A 16,377-nucleotide genomic window follows, 5' to 3' on the forward strand; every position below is an offset into this window, starting at 1 on the left:
ATAGCCGTGGAAGTAGCAAAAACAAGCCCAGTGGTTGAGTTGAACCTTTACTATGATCCAGAATTTTTACATGCAATGGATGCAGCTGATGGTGGTGTGGATGCTACTGAATTAATAATGATAGTAGAAGATTGGCAAGAAAGTGTGTACGAGATGGAATGTAACATTGCTAATGGAGTGGAAGGAAGCTACTCTAGTCAAGTACTCCGATATGTATATCACAACAATGAAGGATTAGAGGGGAAGATTTATTTATATAACGAGCAAAAAGAGTTCGTTGAAAAGATGCCTTGGGAAAGAGACGAAGATCTTGCTACGGTGTGGCAAGAGGAATGTCAAACAACGTGTCTTACACTAGCTCCAACTCAAGTAGCTAAGAAGGAACCCACCCAACAACTAAAAGACCTATCCAATGAGCAAAAGCATTCAGTGATCACTCGGCAACAAGAGGCTTCTGATACAAAGGCAGAACGTGAGACTCCGCTGGAAAACATCAATTTTGCTACATCAGAACAGACAAAGCCTTTCTCGAAAGAAAGAGATGAAAGCATAGACAAGAAAGATGATAAAAAGATGTATATGGATAGGAACCCTGAATTATGGAAAATATCTGTCAACGACTTTGGCATGGACCTAAGACCAGTGGGACAGTCGACTCAGTCAAAAGGGTTACATCCAAACAAGTCAGCGCAACTAACTGATTTAGCTTCTCGCCATCACCAAAAGCCGCTGTCAGATTTCATAACAGCAGCTAATGTACAACATAAAGCGGATGATCAATTAAACAATCGGCAACCAAATAGTCCAACAAAACAAAACGTGCGTATGAATACACGAACAGAAAAACCGTTGGTAAAAGTAGATTCTTGGGAAAACAGAGAGGGATTGAAGCAAGAGACCGATAAAAATCAAGGGAAGAAGCGAGTGGGACAGTTAATAAAGTCATGGGAAAATCGGCAAGACAGTAACTCAGGACAGGTTCTAGACAATCGCACCCAAACAACGGGCATAGCAACACTAAATTCAAGAAAACAGAGGTTAAACCAACTCCAAGAAGGCGCAACGAAACATAAAAGCTATCTTTTAGGAGATAAAAAACATATAATCCCCAATAAAAATTTATCTCTATCCAAGACACAGCCGTATGCTGAATTTTGATTTTAGTAATTTTGATTTCAGTCAGTGACAAAACATAAAAAGGGAAGTGACGATTTTCTGTCACTTCCCTTTTATAAAGCTTTCTTATGCCATAGAATCGAAGGATCAATCCAAGTCTCTACTCGATCACCAATACGCCTTCTTTTAATGCAAATGGATTTTGATCGTTGATGTGGTCATAGAACATCACACCGTTGATATGGTCGATTTCATGTTGAACGACGATCGATTCATAATTCTTCAAACGAATCTTGTGTTTTTCACCATTCATATCATAATAAGACACAGTGATTTTGGCATGGCGAACGACATATCCTGGTACTTCTCGGTCAACAGATAAACAGCCTTCACCTTCCCCTAAACAAGCATCTTGAACAGAATGGCTCAAAATTTTAGGATTATACATAACAGTACTTAGAGAAGGTTCATCTACCTCTGGGTCTGCACTTGGTACGTGAACAGCAATGATTCTTTTAGAAATATCTAATTGAGGTGCAGCTAAGCCAACACCGCCTCGTAAGTGCAATTCTTCAGCTTTGATTGGATCTTGGCTGTTTTTTAAGAACTCAAGCATCTCTTTTCCTAAAGAGATATCTTCTTCGCTTAATGGAAGAGAAACTTCTTCTGCTACTTCGCGTAAGGTCGGATTTCCTTCACGAATGATATCATCCATTGTAATCATGGAATATGTACCCCTTTCTTAAAAGACTATATTCAAGTCTATTTTCGCATTATAGTTTACCACAAAAATGGAAAAGTAGTAGTAAGATTGTTTGAAAACTACTTTTTCTTAATGATTAACCACTTGATTTCCAGCCCGGTTTCAGGTAAAGTATAGCTGTGTGCTCTAGGCGCACGGCCTGCCACTTGGTTAAGCGAATCACCAACGTTTTACTCAGTCGCAGGGGAATAATCGAAAGAGGTGAAAGAAATGGCAATTTCAAAAGAACGCAAGAATGAAATCATCAACGAATATGCTCGCCATGAAGGGGATACTGGTTCTCCAGAAGTACAAATCGCTGTATTAACTGAAGAAATCAACCACTTGAATGAACATGCACGCGTGCACAAAAAAGACCATCATTCATACCGCGGCCTAATGAAAAAAGTTGGTCACCGTCGTAACTTGTTAGCTTACTTACGTAAAACTGACGTTCAACGTTACCGCGAATTGATCAAACGTTTAGGCTTGCGTCGTTAATTTTAGTCAAAAAGAGTGGGATTCACATGAATCTCACTTTTTTTACTCGTATATCAATTAAGCAAAATTCCGTGATCAAGCTAGATGGACTCCTACTAACCAAATGAAAGCTGCTCAAAAAACGGCTTTCAGCAGTTTTCATTTGTTTAGTAGCGTCTTGCTTTCACGAGAAGGAAAAGGAGAAGTTATGTCAGAAAAACAAGTATTCAAAACGACATGGGGCGGCCGTCCCTTACAAATCGAAGTCGGTCAGCTAGCAAAACAAGCAAACGGAGCCGTTTTAGTCCGTTATGGAGATACAGTGGTCTTAAGTGCAGCTGTGGCCTCTAAAGAAGCAAAAGATACAGACTTTTTCCCATTAACGATCAATTATGAAGAAAAAATGTATGCAGCAGGGAAAATCCCTGGAGGTTTCATCAAACGAGAAGGTCGTCCAAGTACGGAAGCAACATTGACTGCCCGTTTGATCGACCGTCCGATTCGCCCGATGTTTGCGGAAGGCTTCCGTAATGAAGTCCAAGTAACGAACATCGTGATGAGTGTAGAAACTGACTGTTCACCAGCTATGGCAGCGATGTTAGGTTCTTCTTTAGCATTATCGATCTCAGATATCCCATTTGATGGTCCGATTGCAGGTGTAGAAGTTGGTCGTGTAAATGGTGAGTATGTCTTGAATCCAACGGTAGAGCAAGCAGAACAAACAGATATCGAATTGACTGTTGCTGGTACGAAACAAGCGATCAACATGGTTGAAAGTGGCGCGAAAGAAGTTTCAGAAGAAGACATGCTTGGTGCATTGCTGTTTGGTTTTGACGCTATCAAAGAATTAGTTGCTTTCCAAGAAGAAATCGTTCAAGCAGTAGGAAAAGAAAAAATGGAAGTCACTTTACTGCAAGTTGATGAAGTATTGAAAAAAGAAATCTTTGATGCTTCTTACGCTACAATGAAAGCAGCAGTAATGACCGAAGAAAAACTTGCTCGCGAAGAGAACATTGAGCAAGTGAAACTCGATATTCGTGAAGCTTACGCTGAGAAATTTGCAGGTCACGAAGATGAAGATCACTTATTGAAAGAAGTCAAACAAATCACGGAAGATTTGGAAAAAGATGTCGTACGTGAATTGATTACCATCGATAAAATCCGTCCTGACGGGCGTAAATTGGATGAAATCCGTCCATTGTCATCAGAAGTCAGCTTATTGCCACGTGTACATGGTTCAGGATTGTTCACACGAGGACAAACACAAGCTTTATCTGCTTGTACACTCGCACCTTTAGGAGAGCACCAAATCATTGACGGTTTAGGGGTTGAAGTCAGCAAACGATTCATCCACCACTACAATTTCCCTCAATTTTCTGTTGGTTCTACAGGACGTGCAGGATCTCCAGGTCGTCGGGAAATCGGACATGGCGCATTAGGAGAACGTGCATTGGCACAAGTAATCCCTTCAGAAGAAGAATTTCCTTATACGATCCGCTTGGTAGCAGAAGTATTGGAATCAAATGGTTCTTCTTCCCAAGCAAGTATCTGTGCTGGCACGTTAGCATTGATGGATGCAGGAGTACCAATCAAAGCACCTGTTGCCGGTATTGCGATGGGACTTGTTTCTGATGGTGAGAACTATACGATCTTAACAGATATCCAAGGGTTGGAAGATCATCTTGGCGATATGGACTTTAAGGTTGCCGGTACAAAAGATGGGATCACTGCTTTGCAGATGGATATCAAGATCCAAGGAATCACAGAACAAATCCTAACTGAAGCATTGACTCAAGCAAAACAAGCACGTATGGAAATCTTAGAAGAATTGACTTCAACGATTGCTGCTCCACGTGAAGAATTAAGCCAATATGCACCAAAAATCGAAATGATCCAGATTGAACCTGCTAAAATCAAAGACGTCATCGGTAAAGGCGGAGACACGATCAATGGAATCATCGATGAAACGGGTGTAAAAATCGATATCGATCAAGATGGAAAAGTAAGTATTGCTTCTGCTGATGCAGAAATGATCAAAAAAGCCATCAAGATCATCGAAGATCTGACAAAAGAAGTCAAAGTCGGTGAAGTTTATCTAGGGAAAGTTGTCCGTATCGAAAAATTCGGTGCATTCGTCAACTTGATCAAAGGAAAAGATGGACTTGTCCATATTTCTCAATTGGCAAACGATCGTGTCAATAAAGTCGAAGATGTTGTTAAACTAGGTGATGAGATCCTTGTGAAAGTAACTGAAATCGATAAACAAGGACGCGTAAATCTGTCAAGAAAAGCAATGTTGAATGAAGATGATTCAACGAAAAACGAAGCAAAATAATTTTAATTCTTATGAATATTGTGTCTTGTGATCAAGAAATTGGCAGGAGAACAACAATTATTCGAAAAAAGGGGACTGTGACAGTTTTTTGTCACAGTCCTTTTTTTGCGAATAAACGGTGTTCAAAAGCTTGCATCTGCGGTAATCAGTCCAGCCAAGTTAAAAACATTAGGAGCTGTTTTTACTTGGCTGTTCTTATTACTTGATGCAGAACAGCTTTTTTACAACCTCTCCAATAAACGGTGTTCAATCAGCTGTCCCTCGATATTAGCTCAAAAAACGGCAAAATATGAGGAACTATTTTTCCGTTTGTTTCTCTAATACTCAGGTCAAACCGCTGATTTCACAACCTCTGATTCACGGTGTTCCAGAAGCAGCTTCTACGGAAATAAGCTGAACACTTTTGTCACAACTTCTTTTTTTCTGGAGTTTCTTGGTGCATATTTTTGGAGTCCTTCTAAATAAAGCGTAAAATAAAAGTGAGATAAAGGGACGAAGGAGGGGAAGGCTATGCTGAACTTTTTATGGTCGTTGTTTATCGGCGGTGTGTTAGGTTTGATAGCTGGTGCCATTTTGGGAAAGGAAGTCCCAGGTGGTGTATCTGGAAATATCATTATCGGCTTTTTAGGCAGCTGGCTTGGCGAATTTTTACTAGGACCGCTTGGACCGGAACTTGGCGGTTTTTATTTGATCCCAGCATTATTGGGTGCAATTTTTTGCCTTGCTCTTTATTCATTTGTGGCAAGACGCATCAGGGAACGACCAAAGAAAGAATAATTTTATTCAAATAAGTTGACACTTCAGTGTGTTACTTGGATAATTAGAAGCAATTTAGGAAAGCGGGTGTCATGGATAAGAAGATCGTCTATCATTCAAGCTTACCTAAAGGACATCCATATAACAAGAAATGAGGGAAAAACGTGGCAACAACGCACAATACCAAAAAGATATCAATGGCTGGCCTGCTTGTAGCGATGGGAGTCGTCTACGGAGACATCGGGACAAGTCCGCTTTACGTGATGAAATCGATTGTTGAAGATAATGGCGGATTGACAGGAATCAATCCTGATTTTGTTATCGGATCAGTCTCATTGATTTTTTGGACATTGACTCTACTAACAACGATCAAATATGTCGTGATTGCATTGAATGCAGATAACCATGGGGAAGGTGGAATTTTCTCACTCTACACACTTGTCCGAAAAGGTGGGAAATATTTGATCATTCCTGCAATGATCGGAGGAGCTGCCTTATTAGCAGATGGGGTATTGACCCCTGCTGTGACAGTAACGACTGCGATTGAAGGATTGCGGGGAATTCCGCAGTTTTTTGACCGGTTCGGTAATAACCAGAACGTGATCGTCATTATCACTTTAGTTATTATTTTTGTCTTATTCATGGTCCAACGCTTTGGGACAGATATTGTCGGAAAAGCATTCGGACCAATCATGTTCGCTTGGTTTACTTTTTTAGGAGTAATGGGGTTGCTGAATTTTAGCCAGGATTGGACAGTTATCCGTGCATTGAACCCTTATTACGCAATCCAGCTGCTTTTTAGTGCAGATAACAAACTAGGCTTGTTCATTCTTGGAAATATTTTCTTGGCTACGACAGGTGCAGAGGCGCTTTATTCCGATCTTGGACATGTCGGCAAACGAAATATTCGTTTGAGCTGGCCTTACGTCAAAATTTGTTTGGTTATCAATTATTTTGGGCAGGCTGCATGGTTATTGAATATTTATCAAAACCCTGAAGCACAGCAAATCAAGAACCTGAATCCATTCTTCCAAATGATGCCTCAAAGTTGGATCGTGATTGGCGTTGCTTTTGCAACAGTTGCTGCGGTGATTGCTTCGCAAGCATTGATTACAGGCTCGTTTACGCTGGTTTCGGAAGCCATCAAGTTGAAACTGCTGCCTCGATTAAAGATCATGTATCCTGGAAACAGTATCGGGCAAATGTATATCCCAGCAGTCAATCTGATTCTATGGATCGCCTGTTCTCTAGTGGTTGTCACATTCCGAACTTCCCATCATATGGAAGCTGCTTATGGTCTGTCAATCACGGTGACCATGTTGATGACGACGGCACTGCTTTACTTTTATCTTATCCAAAATGGGCATTCTCGTTGGTTTGCATATTTAGTTACCTTTTTCTTTGGTGCAATAGAAGTTGTTTTCTTTATCTCAAGTGTCGTCAAATTCTTCCGTGGCGGTTTTGTAGCCGTTCTGATTGGTTTGATCATCTTAGTTGTGATGTTCATTTGGGAACAAGGAAACATCATCCGCGAATCGTCAACTGAGGATGTGTCTTTGAGAGATTATATCCCTCAGCTTAAAGAATTACGTGATGATACTTCTTTACCAATCTATCAGACGAATGTAGTCTTCTTAGTGCCTGATATGGCTGAAGACAAAGTGGGACGACAGTTCATCTATTCGATTTTAGATAAGCGACCTAAAAGAGCACGAGTTTATTGGTTTGTTCATGTGGAAGTGACGGATGAGCCATATACGAAAGAATATCAAGTAGATATGATGGGCACCGACTTTATTGTCCAAGTGAATCTGTTCTTAGGTTTCAGGGTCCAACAGGAAATCAATGTATATGTTCGCCAAGTCATCCATGATTTGATGAAACAAGGCCGTTTGCCAAAACAGCCACAAAGATACTCTCTGACACCAGGACGGGAAGTTGGCGATTTCCAATTTGTCCTGATTGATGAAGTAGTCTCCAATGTGACAACTCTAGGAAAATGGCAGCGTCAAATCATGCAGGCAAAACTGGCAATCAAAAAAATCGCTACCTCGCCAGAAACATGGTTTGGGCTAGAGTACAGTGAAGTAAAACATGAAACTGTTCCGCTTATCATTGGAAATACTCGGAAAACATGGTTGAAAGAGCGATTGTGAAAGTAGCGCTTTGATCTGAATTCAGCTTTTGAATACCGTTTTTATCAGAAATCATGAAAAAGCTGTTTAGCAACAAGTAATGCAATGCTTTTGAGTAAGAAGGAGATGTGGCATTTTTCAGCCATATCTCCTTTTTTATTCCTAATATAAATACGCATTATTTTCAATCTTTTTGTAGAAAAAGGGTACAATAGAAAAAGAGAAAGGCGGGAGAATATGGTTATCAATTTCATTATTTTATTTTTGATGATCGCAATTACTTCATTTTTTGTAGCAAGTGAATTTGCTTTAGTGAAAATCAGACGATCAAAATTGGAACAACTAGAAAAGGAAAACGTGAAGAACGCCAAGCTAGCTCTTCATGTTACACACCATTTAGATAATTATTTATCAGCTAGTCAATTAGGAATTACGCTAACCGGTCTGATCATCGGGTGGGTCGGTGAAGGCTCTGTCGCGGCTCTACTGGAACCAGTGATTGGTAAACTACCTTTCAGTTCGGCTATCAGCAGTACAATCTCTGTGGCGCTAGGATTTATTTTAGTGACGTATATCGATGTGGTTATTGGCGAACTGCTTCCTAAGAGCTATAGTATCGTCAATACGGAGAAGGTCGTCTTGTTCGTAGTCAAACCGCTTCATTATTTTTATAAAGTAATGTTTCCTTTTATTTGGGTATTGAATCATTCGGCAGCGGGTCTAGGAAAGCTTTTAGGTGTGCGCCTCGTATCTGAAGGAGAAGAAACCTTGTCTCAAGAAGAGCTGACATTAGTCGCATTGAATTCTTATGAAAAAGGAGAGTTGACCAAAGAAGAATATCATTATTTGGAAAACGTGTTTGAATTTGATGATACCTTGGCAAAAGATATACAAGTAGATCGTACGTCTATGCAAGTATTCGAAGCTTCAGAAACAGTAAAAGAAGCGATAAAAGCTTCGATCGAGCAAGGACATACTCGCTATCCAGTGATTTTAGAATCCAAAGACAATGTTCTAGGTTATGTTACCTTACCAGATTTGATCAAGCAATCTTATAAAGATGACCAACTGACAGTAGAACATTTGATTAAAGAGCCAATCGTCACAACTGAAACGATCCCTATAAAAAAATTATTGACGATCATGCGAAAAAAAGGAAAACATATTGCTATCTTAAAAGATGAATATGGAGGGACAAGCGGCTTAGTGACGATTGAAGATATTTTAGAAGAAATCGTCGGGGAAATCCGGGATGAGACAGATTTGGACGAAGCGTTGATAGCGGAACAGTCAGATGGCTCTTATATCGTCTCCGGCAAACTAACATTAGATGATTTCCAACGTTATTTTCATGTAGAGATTCCAGAGTTTGAAGAAACGAATTTTACTACACTTGCGGGATTTGCTTCTAGCCGATACAAAGAAATAAACGCAGGAACGATCATTGAGATTGCCTCATTTCGCTTCACGGTATTAGAATACCAGCATGCACATATCGATTATTTCAAAGTAGAGACCATGGAAAGAGAAGCAGAATAAATGAAAAAGGGCTGTGACAAAAAATGTCACAGCCTTTTGTTATCTAAAAAACCTGTTTTCGGTAAACGAAGAAGATATTTTCAATAAAAGTTTTCATTTTTAGCCGCACCGATTTCTTTTAATCAAGGTTACCTTGCTTCGGCATGTTCTAACGTGAAATGCTCCTCTTCACCCATGTGTTTCAATTGTTTCATCGAACGCATGTAAGAGTAAAGCAACACAGCAACAGAGCCGATCCAAGCTAGAGGAGAAGCTGCTGCGGCTCCTGGATACCCCCACATTCCTGTAAGAACGATAGCTGCAAAAGAACGCATAAGCAATTCCATCATACCGGCGATCGTAGGAATCTTGCTTTGTCCAAGACCTTGAAGCGTGTAGCGTAAAATGAACAGGACTGCTAAGATCCAGTAAAGAGACCCATTGATATTGAAGTAGGTTTGTGCTAATTCAAATACATGTGTTTCTGATGGGCTAACAAACAGTTGAACAAAGAAATGTCCAAAGAAAATGACGATAGCACCTGCTAAAAGACTAAATCCGACACTCATCAATAAAGTTTGTCGTACACCTTGCAAGATTCGGCCATATTCCTTTGCACCATAGTTTTGTGCAGTGAAAGTCGCCATTGCGATACCAAATGACATCATCGGTTGATTGGCAAATTGATCAATACGACCAGCAGCGGCTTGAGCAGCCACAACATCTGTCCCTAAGCTATTTAGTGCCGCTTGTAATACGATAGCACCGACAGCGATGATTGAAGACTGGAACGCCATTGGCAAAGCTGCATTTAGATGTACACGAAACTCTTCTTTGTCAAAATTGAAATCTTTTTTGCGTAACTGTAATAAAGGCATCTTTTTCTTGATATACACAAGACACAGTACGCTAGAAGAAACTTGTGCGATTACGGTAGCAATAGCTGCACCTTCCACACCCATACCAAAATAGATAATAAAAATCAAATCAAGTACGACATTGATGATGACCGCAATGATCAGAAAGAATAATGGTGTGCGGCTGTCACCAAGTGCGCGAATGACATTAGAAAGCAAATTGAAACTGACGGATGCAAAGATCCCTAACAAAATAATTGAAATAAATGTTTGTGCTTGATCAATTATTTCAGGAGGAGTTTGCATCAACTGAAGCATCGGACGAATAAACAGGAGACTCAGGACAGTTAAAATCACAGTGACGACAAGACTAATAACAACACTAGCAGCAAAACTTTTCTTCAGACCCCGATAATCTTTTGCACCGTAACGTTGTGCAGTAATAATGGCTAAACCAGCTGTTAATCCTTGGGCAAAACCAATGATCAAAAATGTCAGGCTTCCAGTTGCACCAACCGCTGCCAGCGCATTTTTACCTAGTGTCTGACCCACGATGATCATATCGATCATATTATAAAACTGCTGAAAAACGTTTCCGATCAGTAAAGGAACAGTGAACAGCAAAATCAGTTTAGCGGGGCTTCCTTTTGTTAAATCGCGCATCTTTTAAACTCCTTATATCTTTAAAATTTAGTTAGTAGTATATAGCGTTTATCCTGAGAATACCAATTAGAAATCAATGATAATTGATGAAATTCCATAAAAAGAAGCCAAGAATTGAGTCAAAGAATCAACAACTTGGCCTGGTCTGTAAAATAAGGGACATCCACGTTTATCTATCACCTTAATATTGTCTGATCTCACTTGGTAAAAGGATCGTTTCTCTCGTACCGTCATCATAGGCGTATACTTGAGCAGGAAATTGGTTCGAATAGGCAAACGGCAAATCAATATCCATTTCCACATTGCTTCCTGCTTGAGAAAAATGCATCGTCACTTTTCCACGATTTTCGATCAAATCAAAGGTTAATATATTTTCTAATGGAATGACTCCCTTAAGATCTAGGTCAATAATAAACCATATACTGTCAATCAATTCATCTGGCAAACTTGATACTACACCAACTGAAGCGTAACGGTTGCGGCTGCTATCAAAACTTTCAAACATCTGGTTAACCTCCTTCGAATCAACGAATGTTTTTATTTTTATAATCAATCATAGGATAAACTAGAAATACTTACTTTAACGAGGGTTCATTCTAATAAAGAATCAGGAAAAATGCAACAATAATTGAATACTTTTTTTCAAAGTATAAATTTTTATAAAGGTACGATAAAAATATGCGAGGAAAAGCTTGGTAAATCAGCATTTTTCGTTTGCAAAGCTATTTACAAAAGCGGAAGCCCCATATGAAAATAAACGATTAGAAATAAAAAAGGCGTGTTAAAAGCTGCTGACCCGCCGCTTCTAACACCACCTGATTGTTTCAGTATTATTCTTCTTTTGAACCGATTACTTCTGGTTCGCCGCCTTCACCTGTGCTTTCTTCTTCTTCACTTTGAGCGACTACAGCAGCAATTTGTTCTTCACTGTCGGTCACGAACTTGTAATCGTCGTTTTTTGGAAGATCGGCTACTGTAATAGAATCGCCTAATTCCAAGTTTGTCACGTCGACTTCAATTCGTTCAGGCAATTTGTCTGGTGTAGCAGATACGACTACTGTATACAAGTTTTGAGCTAACACTCCACCCGATTTGACACCAACTGATTCGCCAACAAGAACGACTTCTGTTTCGACTTCTGTTTCTTCCGACATGTTGACAGATAGAAATTCTGCATGTTCGAAATGATTAGTAAAAGTGTTCGTTTGGATCTTATGAACCAATGTATTGACTTTTTGTCCGTCAATGTCCATCGTGATAACTGTGTTTGCTCCATGTTCACGCAGCAATTTGCTTAGTGTCAAACCATCGAATGAGATAGGGGTACTTTCTATTTTATACCCATAAACAACAGCTGGAACTTTCCCTTCATGACGAAGTTTATTTCTTAATGAACGGGGACGTACTTCTCTTTTACTTACTTCTAATGATACTGACATAACCAAAATTCCTCCTTAAAATGTGACTGTCTGCTTTGGTAACGGACAGATTTTATTTAAGTGAATTCTAAAGGCTAATCTCTTGCACATCATCGAAGGCAGGGCGCTTAAAAAACGCAAAAGGAGAGATGTGCGCATCTCCCCTTAGAAAGTCAGGATTCAACTTTTCTCCACCAGGTCATTACGCTGTGTATGAGAAATCCAATTCACTTTACTCTTTAACCGTAACGCGAACTGCTAGTTAAGTCAAGGAATAACGTTGATGATTTATTTGCAAGCAAACATATTCAAGGTATAATTCTTATTAGTAATAAGAAAGGAAACGGTATGCGCTTAGATAAATTAATAGAAGAAAAATTAGAAACGACACGTAAGGAAATGAAGCGGCTGTTTGCTTTGAAGCAAGTGATGATCGATGGCACAGTCGAATTTCGACAAAATCGAAATGTAGACAGTTTGCTGCATCGGATTGAAGTAGCAGGTGAACATTTAGAAACAAATGAGTCCTACTATCTTCTCAACAAGCCTAAAAAAGCTGTGACTGCTGTGTCAGATCCAGAAAAGACGACGGTAATCGATCTGATTGCAAGTGCCGATCGTTTTCAGCCGCTCTATCCAGTGGGAAGACTGGATAGAGATACAACAGGACTATTGCTGATTACTTCGAATGGCCAATTGGGATATGAAATGCTCCTTCCTGAAAAAAAGGTCTCAAAGACTTATCAAGCAGTGGTGAACGAAAGGGTGACATCAGCAGACGTAGCAGCATTTGAAAAAGGAATCGTATTCGCTGATGGGTACCAATGCCAGCCGGCTAATCTAAAAATACTCAAAGCAGACAAGCATCAAAGTACCGTTTTATTGACGATCCAAGAGGGGAAATTCCATCAAGTCAAAAAGATGTTTTTAGCCCAAGGAAAGAAAGTGATCGCATTGAAGCGGTTAAGCATGGGACCATTGGAATTAGATGAACACTTGGCAGTAGGCGAGTACCGATCGTTGACGCTAGCAGAGATGAAAAAGTTAAGTATTTATTTTAAATAGGAGATTAAAAGGATGAGATATAACACTTTATTGTTTGATGTTGATGATACATTGCTAGACTTTCAACAAACTGAGGCAAATGCTTTAAGTGCTTTGTTCGCAGAGCAAGGGATCACATTGACACCAGAAATCAAAACGAGCTATAAGGCTTTGAATCATCATTTATGGCAGGAATTTGAAAAGGGCAGACTATCACGAGAAGAAGTAACAGGCAGTCGTTTTGGATTACTCTTCCAGCAATTTGGGAAAACAGTAGATAGTCGCCAAATGGAGAAACGCTATCGTCACTACTTGAACCAAGGACATGATCTTATTCCGGGAAGTCTAGAACTTCTGAAAAAGCTCCATCCTCACGCCGAACTTTATATTGTAACGAACGGTGTGTCGCATACTCAATATCAGCGTTTAACAGATGCAGGAATGCTTGATTATTTTAAAGATATATTTGTCTCAGAAGCTGTCGGAGCGCAAAAGCCGATGAAAGAATTTTTTGATCATGTATTTTCCCACATTCCTGATCTTGATAAAAAGCAGACGGTGATCATTGGTGATTCACTGACTTCTGATATCAAAGGAGGGAACATGGCAGGGATCGATACGATTTGGTTCAATAAAAACAAATTGCCGGAAATCGAAGAGATCCAACCCACTTATCGAATCGATTCTTTAGAAGAACTTTACTCATTATTGGAAATTGAAAAGGATTAATTTTCAGAAAAATATAGCATTTTCGTGTTTTTTCGCTATAATAGATTAGAATGAAAAAACGGATACGAAAGAGGTTTTAGTCAATGACAAAAAGCAAGCCAATTATCATTGGTGTGACGGGTGGGTCAGGAAGCGGAAAGACAAGTGTCAGCCGTGCGATTTTCAACAACTTCCCGGACCATTCCATCATGATGCTTGAACAAGATTCTTATTATAAGGATCAGAGCCATTTGAGTTTTGAAGAACGATTGAACACAAATTACGATCACCCTTTTGCCTTTGATAATGATCTGCTGATTCAGCATGTAGGCGACTTACTGAACTATAAAGCCATTGAAAAACCCGTGTATGACTATGTAGCGCATACAAGAAGTCAGGCAACGATCATTCAGGAACCAAAAGAAGTGATCATTCTAGAAGGAATCCTGATCTTAGAAGATGAACGTCTGCGTGACTTGATGGATATCAAGGTATACGTAGATACAGACGATGATATTCGTATTATTCGTCGTATCAAACGGGATATGGAAGAACGGGGACGCACATTGGACTCCGTGATCGAGCAATATTTGACAGTTGTTAAACCGATGTATCATCAATTTATCGAACCAACGAAGCGCTATGCGGATATCATTGTTCCAGAAGGCGGAGAAAACCACGTTGCTATTGATTTGATTACAACAAAAGTGGCTAGTTTCTTAAACCATAAATAGTGCGCAGCGAAACAGTTGAACGGACTGCGACCGTTTGAAAAGCAAGGATCCTGCTTTTTGAACAGTCACCAGTCAACTGTTTTTTTATTTATAACAAGAGGTTGTGAAATCAGCGTCTTGACTTGAGTATTAGAGAAACAAACGGAAAAATAGTTCCTTATATTTTACCGTTTTTTGAGCTAATACCGAAGGTCAGCTGATTGAGCACCGTGAATCAGAGGTCGTGAAAAAGCTGCCCTGCATCCAGTAATAAGAACAAATCAAACAAAAACAGCTTCTCATGTTTTTCGTTTGGTTGGGTTTATTATCGCAGATGCAAGCTTTTGAACACCGTTTAACAAGAGGTTGTGTCAGAAGTAGTCAGCTTCAATAAATAAGAAGGAATTTTCCGAAGAAGCTACTTTTGCATCACCCCCTAAGGAGGCAGTTTTAGCAAATGAAAAAAGATATGAGGAAGAAAGATGTCTAAAAAAGCATCAGTTTTACAAAAATGTCTTCAGATCATGCCAATCATCGGTCTGTTGTTTTTCTTTGTGTTGATTCTCTATGCTTATCATCATGGGATTTTTCGTTCAAGCACGTCTTTGCAAGCGTTTATCCAGGAATTCGGCAAGTATGCAGTGATAGTATTTGTTCTGCTGCAAGTGATCCAAGTGATCATTCCTATTTTGCCGGGAGGAATCTCTTCGGTAGCTGGCATGCTGATGTTTGGCAATGGATTTGGGCTTTTATATAGTTGTATTGGTCTAGTGATTGGAGAAGCAATCGGATTTTTGCTTGTCCGTTACTATGGCGTAGCCTTTGTCCAGCTTATTTTATCGCCAAAAAAGTATCAAAAATTTGATGAATTGCTGACAAGAAAAACGAAAGATATCAAAAAAGTATTAGTCGTTACCTTGCTGCTTCCCTTTGCGCCAGACGACTTAATCTGTCTAGTAGCTGGTTTGACGAAATTATCTTTTAGAGAGTTTATGCAGATCGTGATTTTCTTGAAGCCGTGGTCGGTAGGTGTGTACAGTATGATCATGCTCTTTTTATTCCATCAAGCGCAAGGTCATTTATAATGTAAAAAAGGACGTGGGTGTATGGAAAAAATAAAAGTAACAGAAAATGAACTGGATGAGCTGATGGCAGTCATTCAAGAAGTATGGCCGGAAGCTTTTGTACCAATTATTGGTCAAAAGCAAGTCGATTATATGCTGAAAACTTATCAGTCAAAAAAGCAGATCCAAAAAGAACTGGCAGAAGGCGTTTCTTATTTTTTATTAAAAAGTGAAGGGAAGACTGTTGGTTACACTGCTTATGAAGAGATAAAAGGTAAAATCTATTTAAGTAAATTATATTTGCTGAATAAAGCCCGTGGCCAAGGATTGACTTCTTCGGTTTTTCGCTGGTATGAAGAACTTGCTGCGCAAACAAAGGAAAAAGAGATTTTTTTACGAGTGAACCAGGGAAATCACCAAGCAATCGAGGTTTATAAGCATGAAGGGTTTGAGATTACAGAAGAACTTGTTTCAGATATCGGTCAAGGATTTCAAATGGTCGATTATAAAATGAAAAAAGCTCTCGCATAATCTTAGGAACTGTGTTAAAGTAACTTCATGCGACGGGTCGAGAAGGACTCTGGTTTACAGAGCTCCTAATTGATTTTGGAGGCACAGGATAATTGATTTCTATCTTTATCACCTGCCGGATGCAGGGGTGTCGGGCAAGACTTTTGTGGAGAAGGGCTTGTCTGCTTGAGTAATCAAGTACCGCAAAAATGCGGAAAGAAGCTTATGCTTCTTTCCGCATTTTTTTTTACAAGAATATATTCTGTAAAATTGGTTTATTTCCCCTTTAATGCTAAAATCGAAGAGCAGATTAGTTAT

General features: G+C 39.5%; 15 protein-coding genes. 11 read left to right on the top strand and 4 right to left on the bottom strand.

Annotation, left to right across the window (positions count from 1 at the left end):
• The first annotated feature begins 6 nt into the window (after positions 1-6).
• Complete coding sequence (locus QK255_RS00835) at positions 7-1,158, top strand: hypothetical protein (RefSeq protein ID WP_002293453.1); 1,152 nt, start codon at positions 7-9, stop codon at positions 1,156-1,158.
• Positions 1,159-1,276: 118 nt separating this feature from the next.
• Here the strand turns inward: QK255_RS00835 and def are convergent, their stop codons facing one another.
• A complete protein-coding gene (gene def / locus QK255_RS00840) occupies positions 1,277-1,840 on the bottom strand; it encodes a peptide deformylase (protein WP_002293455.1) in 564 nt (187 codons plus the stop codon).
• Between the two features lie 249 nt (positions 1,841-2,089).
• On the opposite strand from def, the gene rpsO reads away from it, so the two are divergent.
• The 5 genes from rpsO to QK255_RS00865 all read left to right on the top strand — a co-directional run bounded on the left by rpsO (position 2,090) and on the right by QK255_RS00865 (position 9,103).
• Positions 2,090-2,359, top strand: coding sequence for a 30S ribosomal protein S15 (gene rpsO / locus QK255_RS00845; RefSeq protein ID WP_002289282.1), 270 nt, complete (start codon positions 2,090-2,092; stop codon positions 2,357-2,359).
• 187 nt (positions 2,360-2,546) lie between these two features.
• Positions 2,547-4,673: a polyribonucleotide nucleotidyltransferase gene (gene pnp, locus QK255_RS00850; RefSeq protein WP_002342308.1), complete on the top strand. Its 2,127-nt coding sequence runs from the start codon at positions 2,547-2,549 to the stop codon at positions 4,671-4,673.
• Between the two features lie 510 nt (positions 4,674-5,183).
• Positions 5,184-5,450: a GlsB/YeaQ/YmgE family stress response membrane protein gene (locus QK255_RS00855; protein WP_002293441.1), complete on the top strand. Its 267-nt coding sequence runs from the start codon at positions 5,184-5,186 to the stop codon at positions 5,448-5,450.
• 143 nt (positions 5,451-5,593) lie between these two features.
• The gene (locus QK255_RS00860; protein WP_002293439.1) at positions 5,594-7,585 is read left to right on the top strand and encodes a KUP/HAK/KT family potassium transporter; all 1,992 of its coding nucleotides are present in this window, start codon (positions 5,594-5,596) and stop codon (positions 7,583-7,585) included.
• A 216-nt stretch (positions 7,586-7,801) separates the two neighbouring features.
• Positions 7,802-9,103, top strand: a complete 1,302-nt coding sequence (locus QK255_RS00865; protein ID WP_002293437.1) for a hemolysin family protein — start codon at positions 7,802-7,804, stop codon at positions 9,101-9,103.
• Positions 9,104-9,231: 128 nt separating this feature from the next.
• Here QK255_RS00865 and QK255_RS00870 read toward each other — a convergent pair whose 3' ends face one another.
• The 3 genes from QK255_RS00870 to QK255_RS00880 form a co-directional block, all read right to left on the bottom strand.
• Positions 9,232-10,602 (bottom strand): MATE family efflux transporter, encoded by a 1,371-nt coding sequence (locus QK255_RS00870; RefSeq protein WP_002293436.1) that lies wholly within the window; start codon positions 10,600-10,602, stop codon positions 9,232-9,234.
• 181 nt (positions 10,603-10,783) lie between these two features.
• Entirely contained in the window at positions 10,784-11,107 is a 324-nt protein-coding gene (locus QK255_RS00875) for a DUF960 domain-containing protein (RefSeq protein ID WP_002289744.1), read from the bottom strand.
• Between the two features lie 325 nt (positions 11,108-11,432).
• Entirely contained in the window at positions 11,433-12,041 is a 609-nt protein-coding gene (locus tag QK255_RS00880) for a 50S ribosomal protein L25/general stress protein Ctc (protein ID WP_002293435.1), read from the bottom strand.
• Positions 12,042-12,368: 327 nt separating this feature from the next.
• On the opposite strand from QK255_RS00880, the gene QK255_RS00885 reads away from it, so the two are divergent.
• The 5 genes from QK255_RS00885 (at position 12,369) to QK255_RS00905 (ending at position 16,080) form a co-directional block, all read left to right on the top strand.
• Positions 12,369-13,085: a 16S rRNA pseudouridine(516) synthase gene (locus tag QK255_RS00885; protein WP_002293433.1), complete on the top strand. Its 717-nt coding sequence runs from the start codon at positions 12,369-12,371 to the stop codon at positions 13,083-13,085.
• A 12-nt stretch (positions 13,086-13,097) separates the two neighbouring features.
• Positions 13,098-13,793, top strand: coding sequence for a YjjG family noncanonical pyrimidine nucleotidase (locus tag QK255_RS00890; protein WP_002293432.1), 696 nt, complete (start codon positions 13,098-13,100; stop codon positions 13,791-13,793).
• Between the two features lie 83 nt (positions 13,794-13,876).
• Positions 13,877-14,506, top strand: a complete 630-nt coding sequence (gene udk / locus QK255_RS00895; protein WP_002289751.1) for a uridine kinase — start codon at positions 13,877-13,879, stop codon at positions 14,504-14,506.
• 461 nt (positions 14,507-14,967) lie between these two features.
• Positions 14,968-15,570, top strand: coding sequence for a TVP38/TMEM64 family protein (locus tag QK255_RS00900; RefSeq protein WP_002293431.1), 603 nt, complete (start codon positions 14,968-14,970; stop codon positions 15,568-15,570).
• A 21-nt stretch (positions 15,571-15,591) separates the two neighbouring features.
• On the top strand, positions 15,592-16,080 hold the full coding sequence (locus QK255_RS00905; protein WP_002293430.1) for a GNAT family N-acetyltransferase: 489 nt from the start codon (positions 15,592-15,594) through the stop codon (positions 16,078-16,080).
• Positions 16,081-16,377: the final 297 nt, after the last annotated feature.

The sequence above is a fragment of the Enterococcus sp. ZQ21 genome, assembly GCF_030053755.1.
Taxonomy (GTDB): domain Bacteria; phylum Bacillota; class Bacilli; order Lactobacillales; family Enterococcaceae; genus Enterococcus_B; species Enterococcus_B lactis.

Coding starts and splice junctions, on each gene's coding strand:
- QK255_RS00890 (WP_002293432.1), top strand. CDS start 13,098: ATGAGATATAACACTTTATTGTTTGATGTTGATGATACATTGCTAGAC.
- rpsO (WP_002289282.1), top strand. CDS start 2,090: ATGGCAATTTCAAAAGAACGCAAGAATGAAATCATCAACGAATATGCT.
- QK255_RS00875 (WP_002289744.1), bottom strand. CDS start 11,107: ATGTTTGAAAGTTTTGATAGCAGCCGCAACCGTTACGCTTCAGTTGGT.
- pnp (WP_002342308.1), top strand. CDS start 2,547: ATGTCAGAAAAACAAGTATTCAAAACGACATGGGGCGGCCGTCCCTTA.
- QK255_RS00885 (WP_002293433.1), top strand. CDS start 12,369: ATGCGCTTAGATAAATTAATAGAAGAAAAATTAGAAACGACACGTAAG.
- udk (WP_002289751.1), top strand. CDS start 13,877: ATGACAAAAAGCAAGCCAATTATCATTGGTGTGACGGGTGGGTCAGGA.
- QK255_RS00880 (WP_002293435.1), bottom strand. CDS start 12,041: ATGTCAGTATCATTAGAAGTAAGTAAAAGAGAAGTACGTCCCCGTTCA.
- def (WP_002293455.1), bottom strand. CDS start 1,840: ATGATTACAATGGATGATATCATTCGTGAAGGAAATCCGACCTTACGC.
- QK255_RS00870 (WP_002293436.1), bottom strand. CDS start 10,602: ATGCGCGATTTAACAAAAGGAAGCCCCGCTAAACTGATTTTGCTGTTC.
- QK255_RS00855 (WP_002293441.1), top strand. CDS start 5,184: ATGCTGAACTTTTTATGGTCGTTGTTTATCGGCGGTGTGTTAGGTTTG.
- QK255_RS00905 (WP_002293430.1), top strand. CDS start 15,592: ATGGAAAAAATAAAAGTAACAGAAAATGAACTGGATGAGCTGATGGCA.
- QK255_RS00900 (WP_002293431.1), top strand. CDS start 14,968: ATGTCTAAAAAAGCATCAGTTTTACAAAAATGTCTTCAGATCATGCCA.
- QK255_RS00865 (WP_002293437.1), top strand. CDS start 7,802: ATGGTTATCAATTTCATTATTTTATTTTTGATGATCGCAATTACTTCA.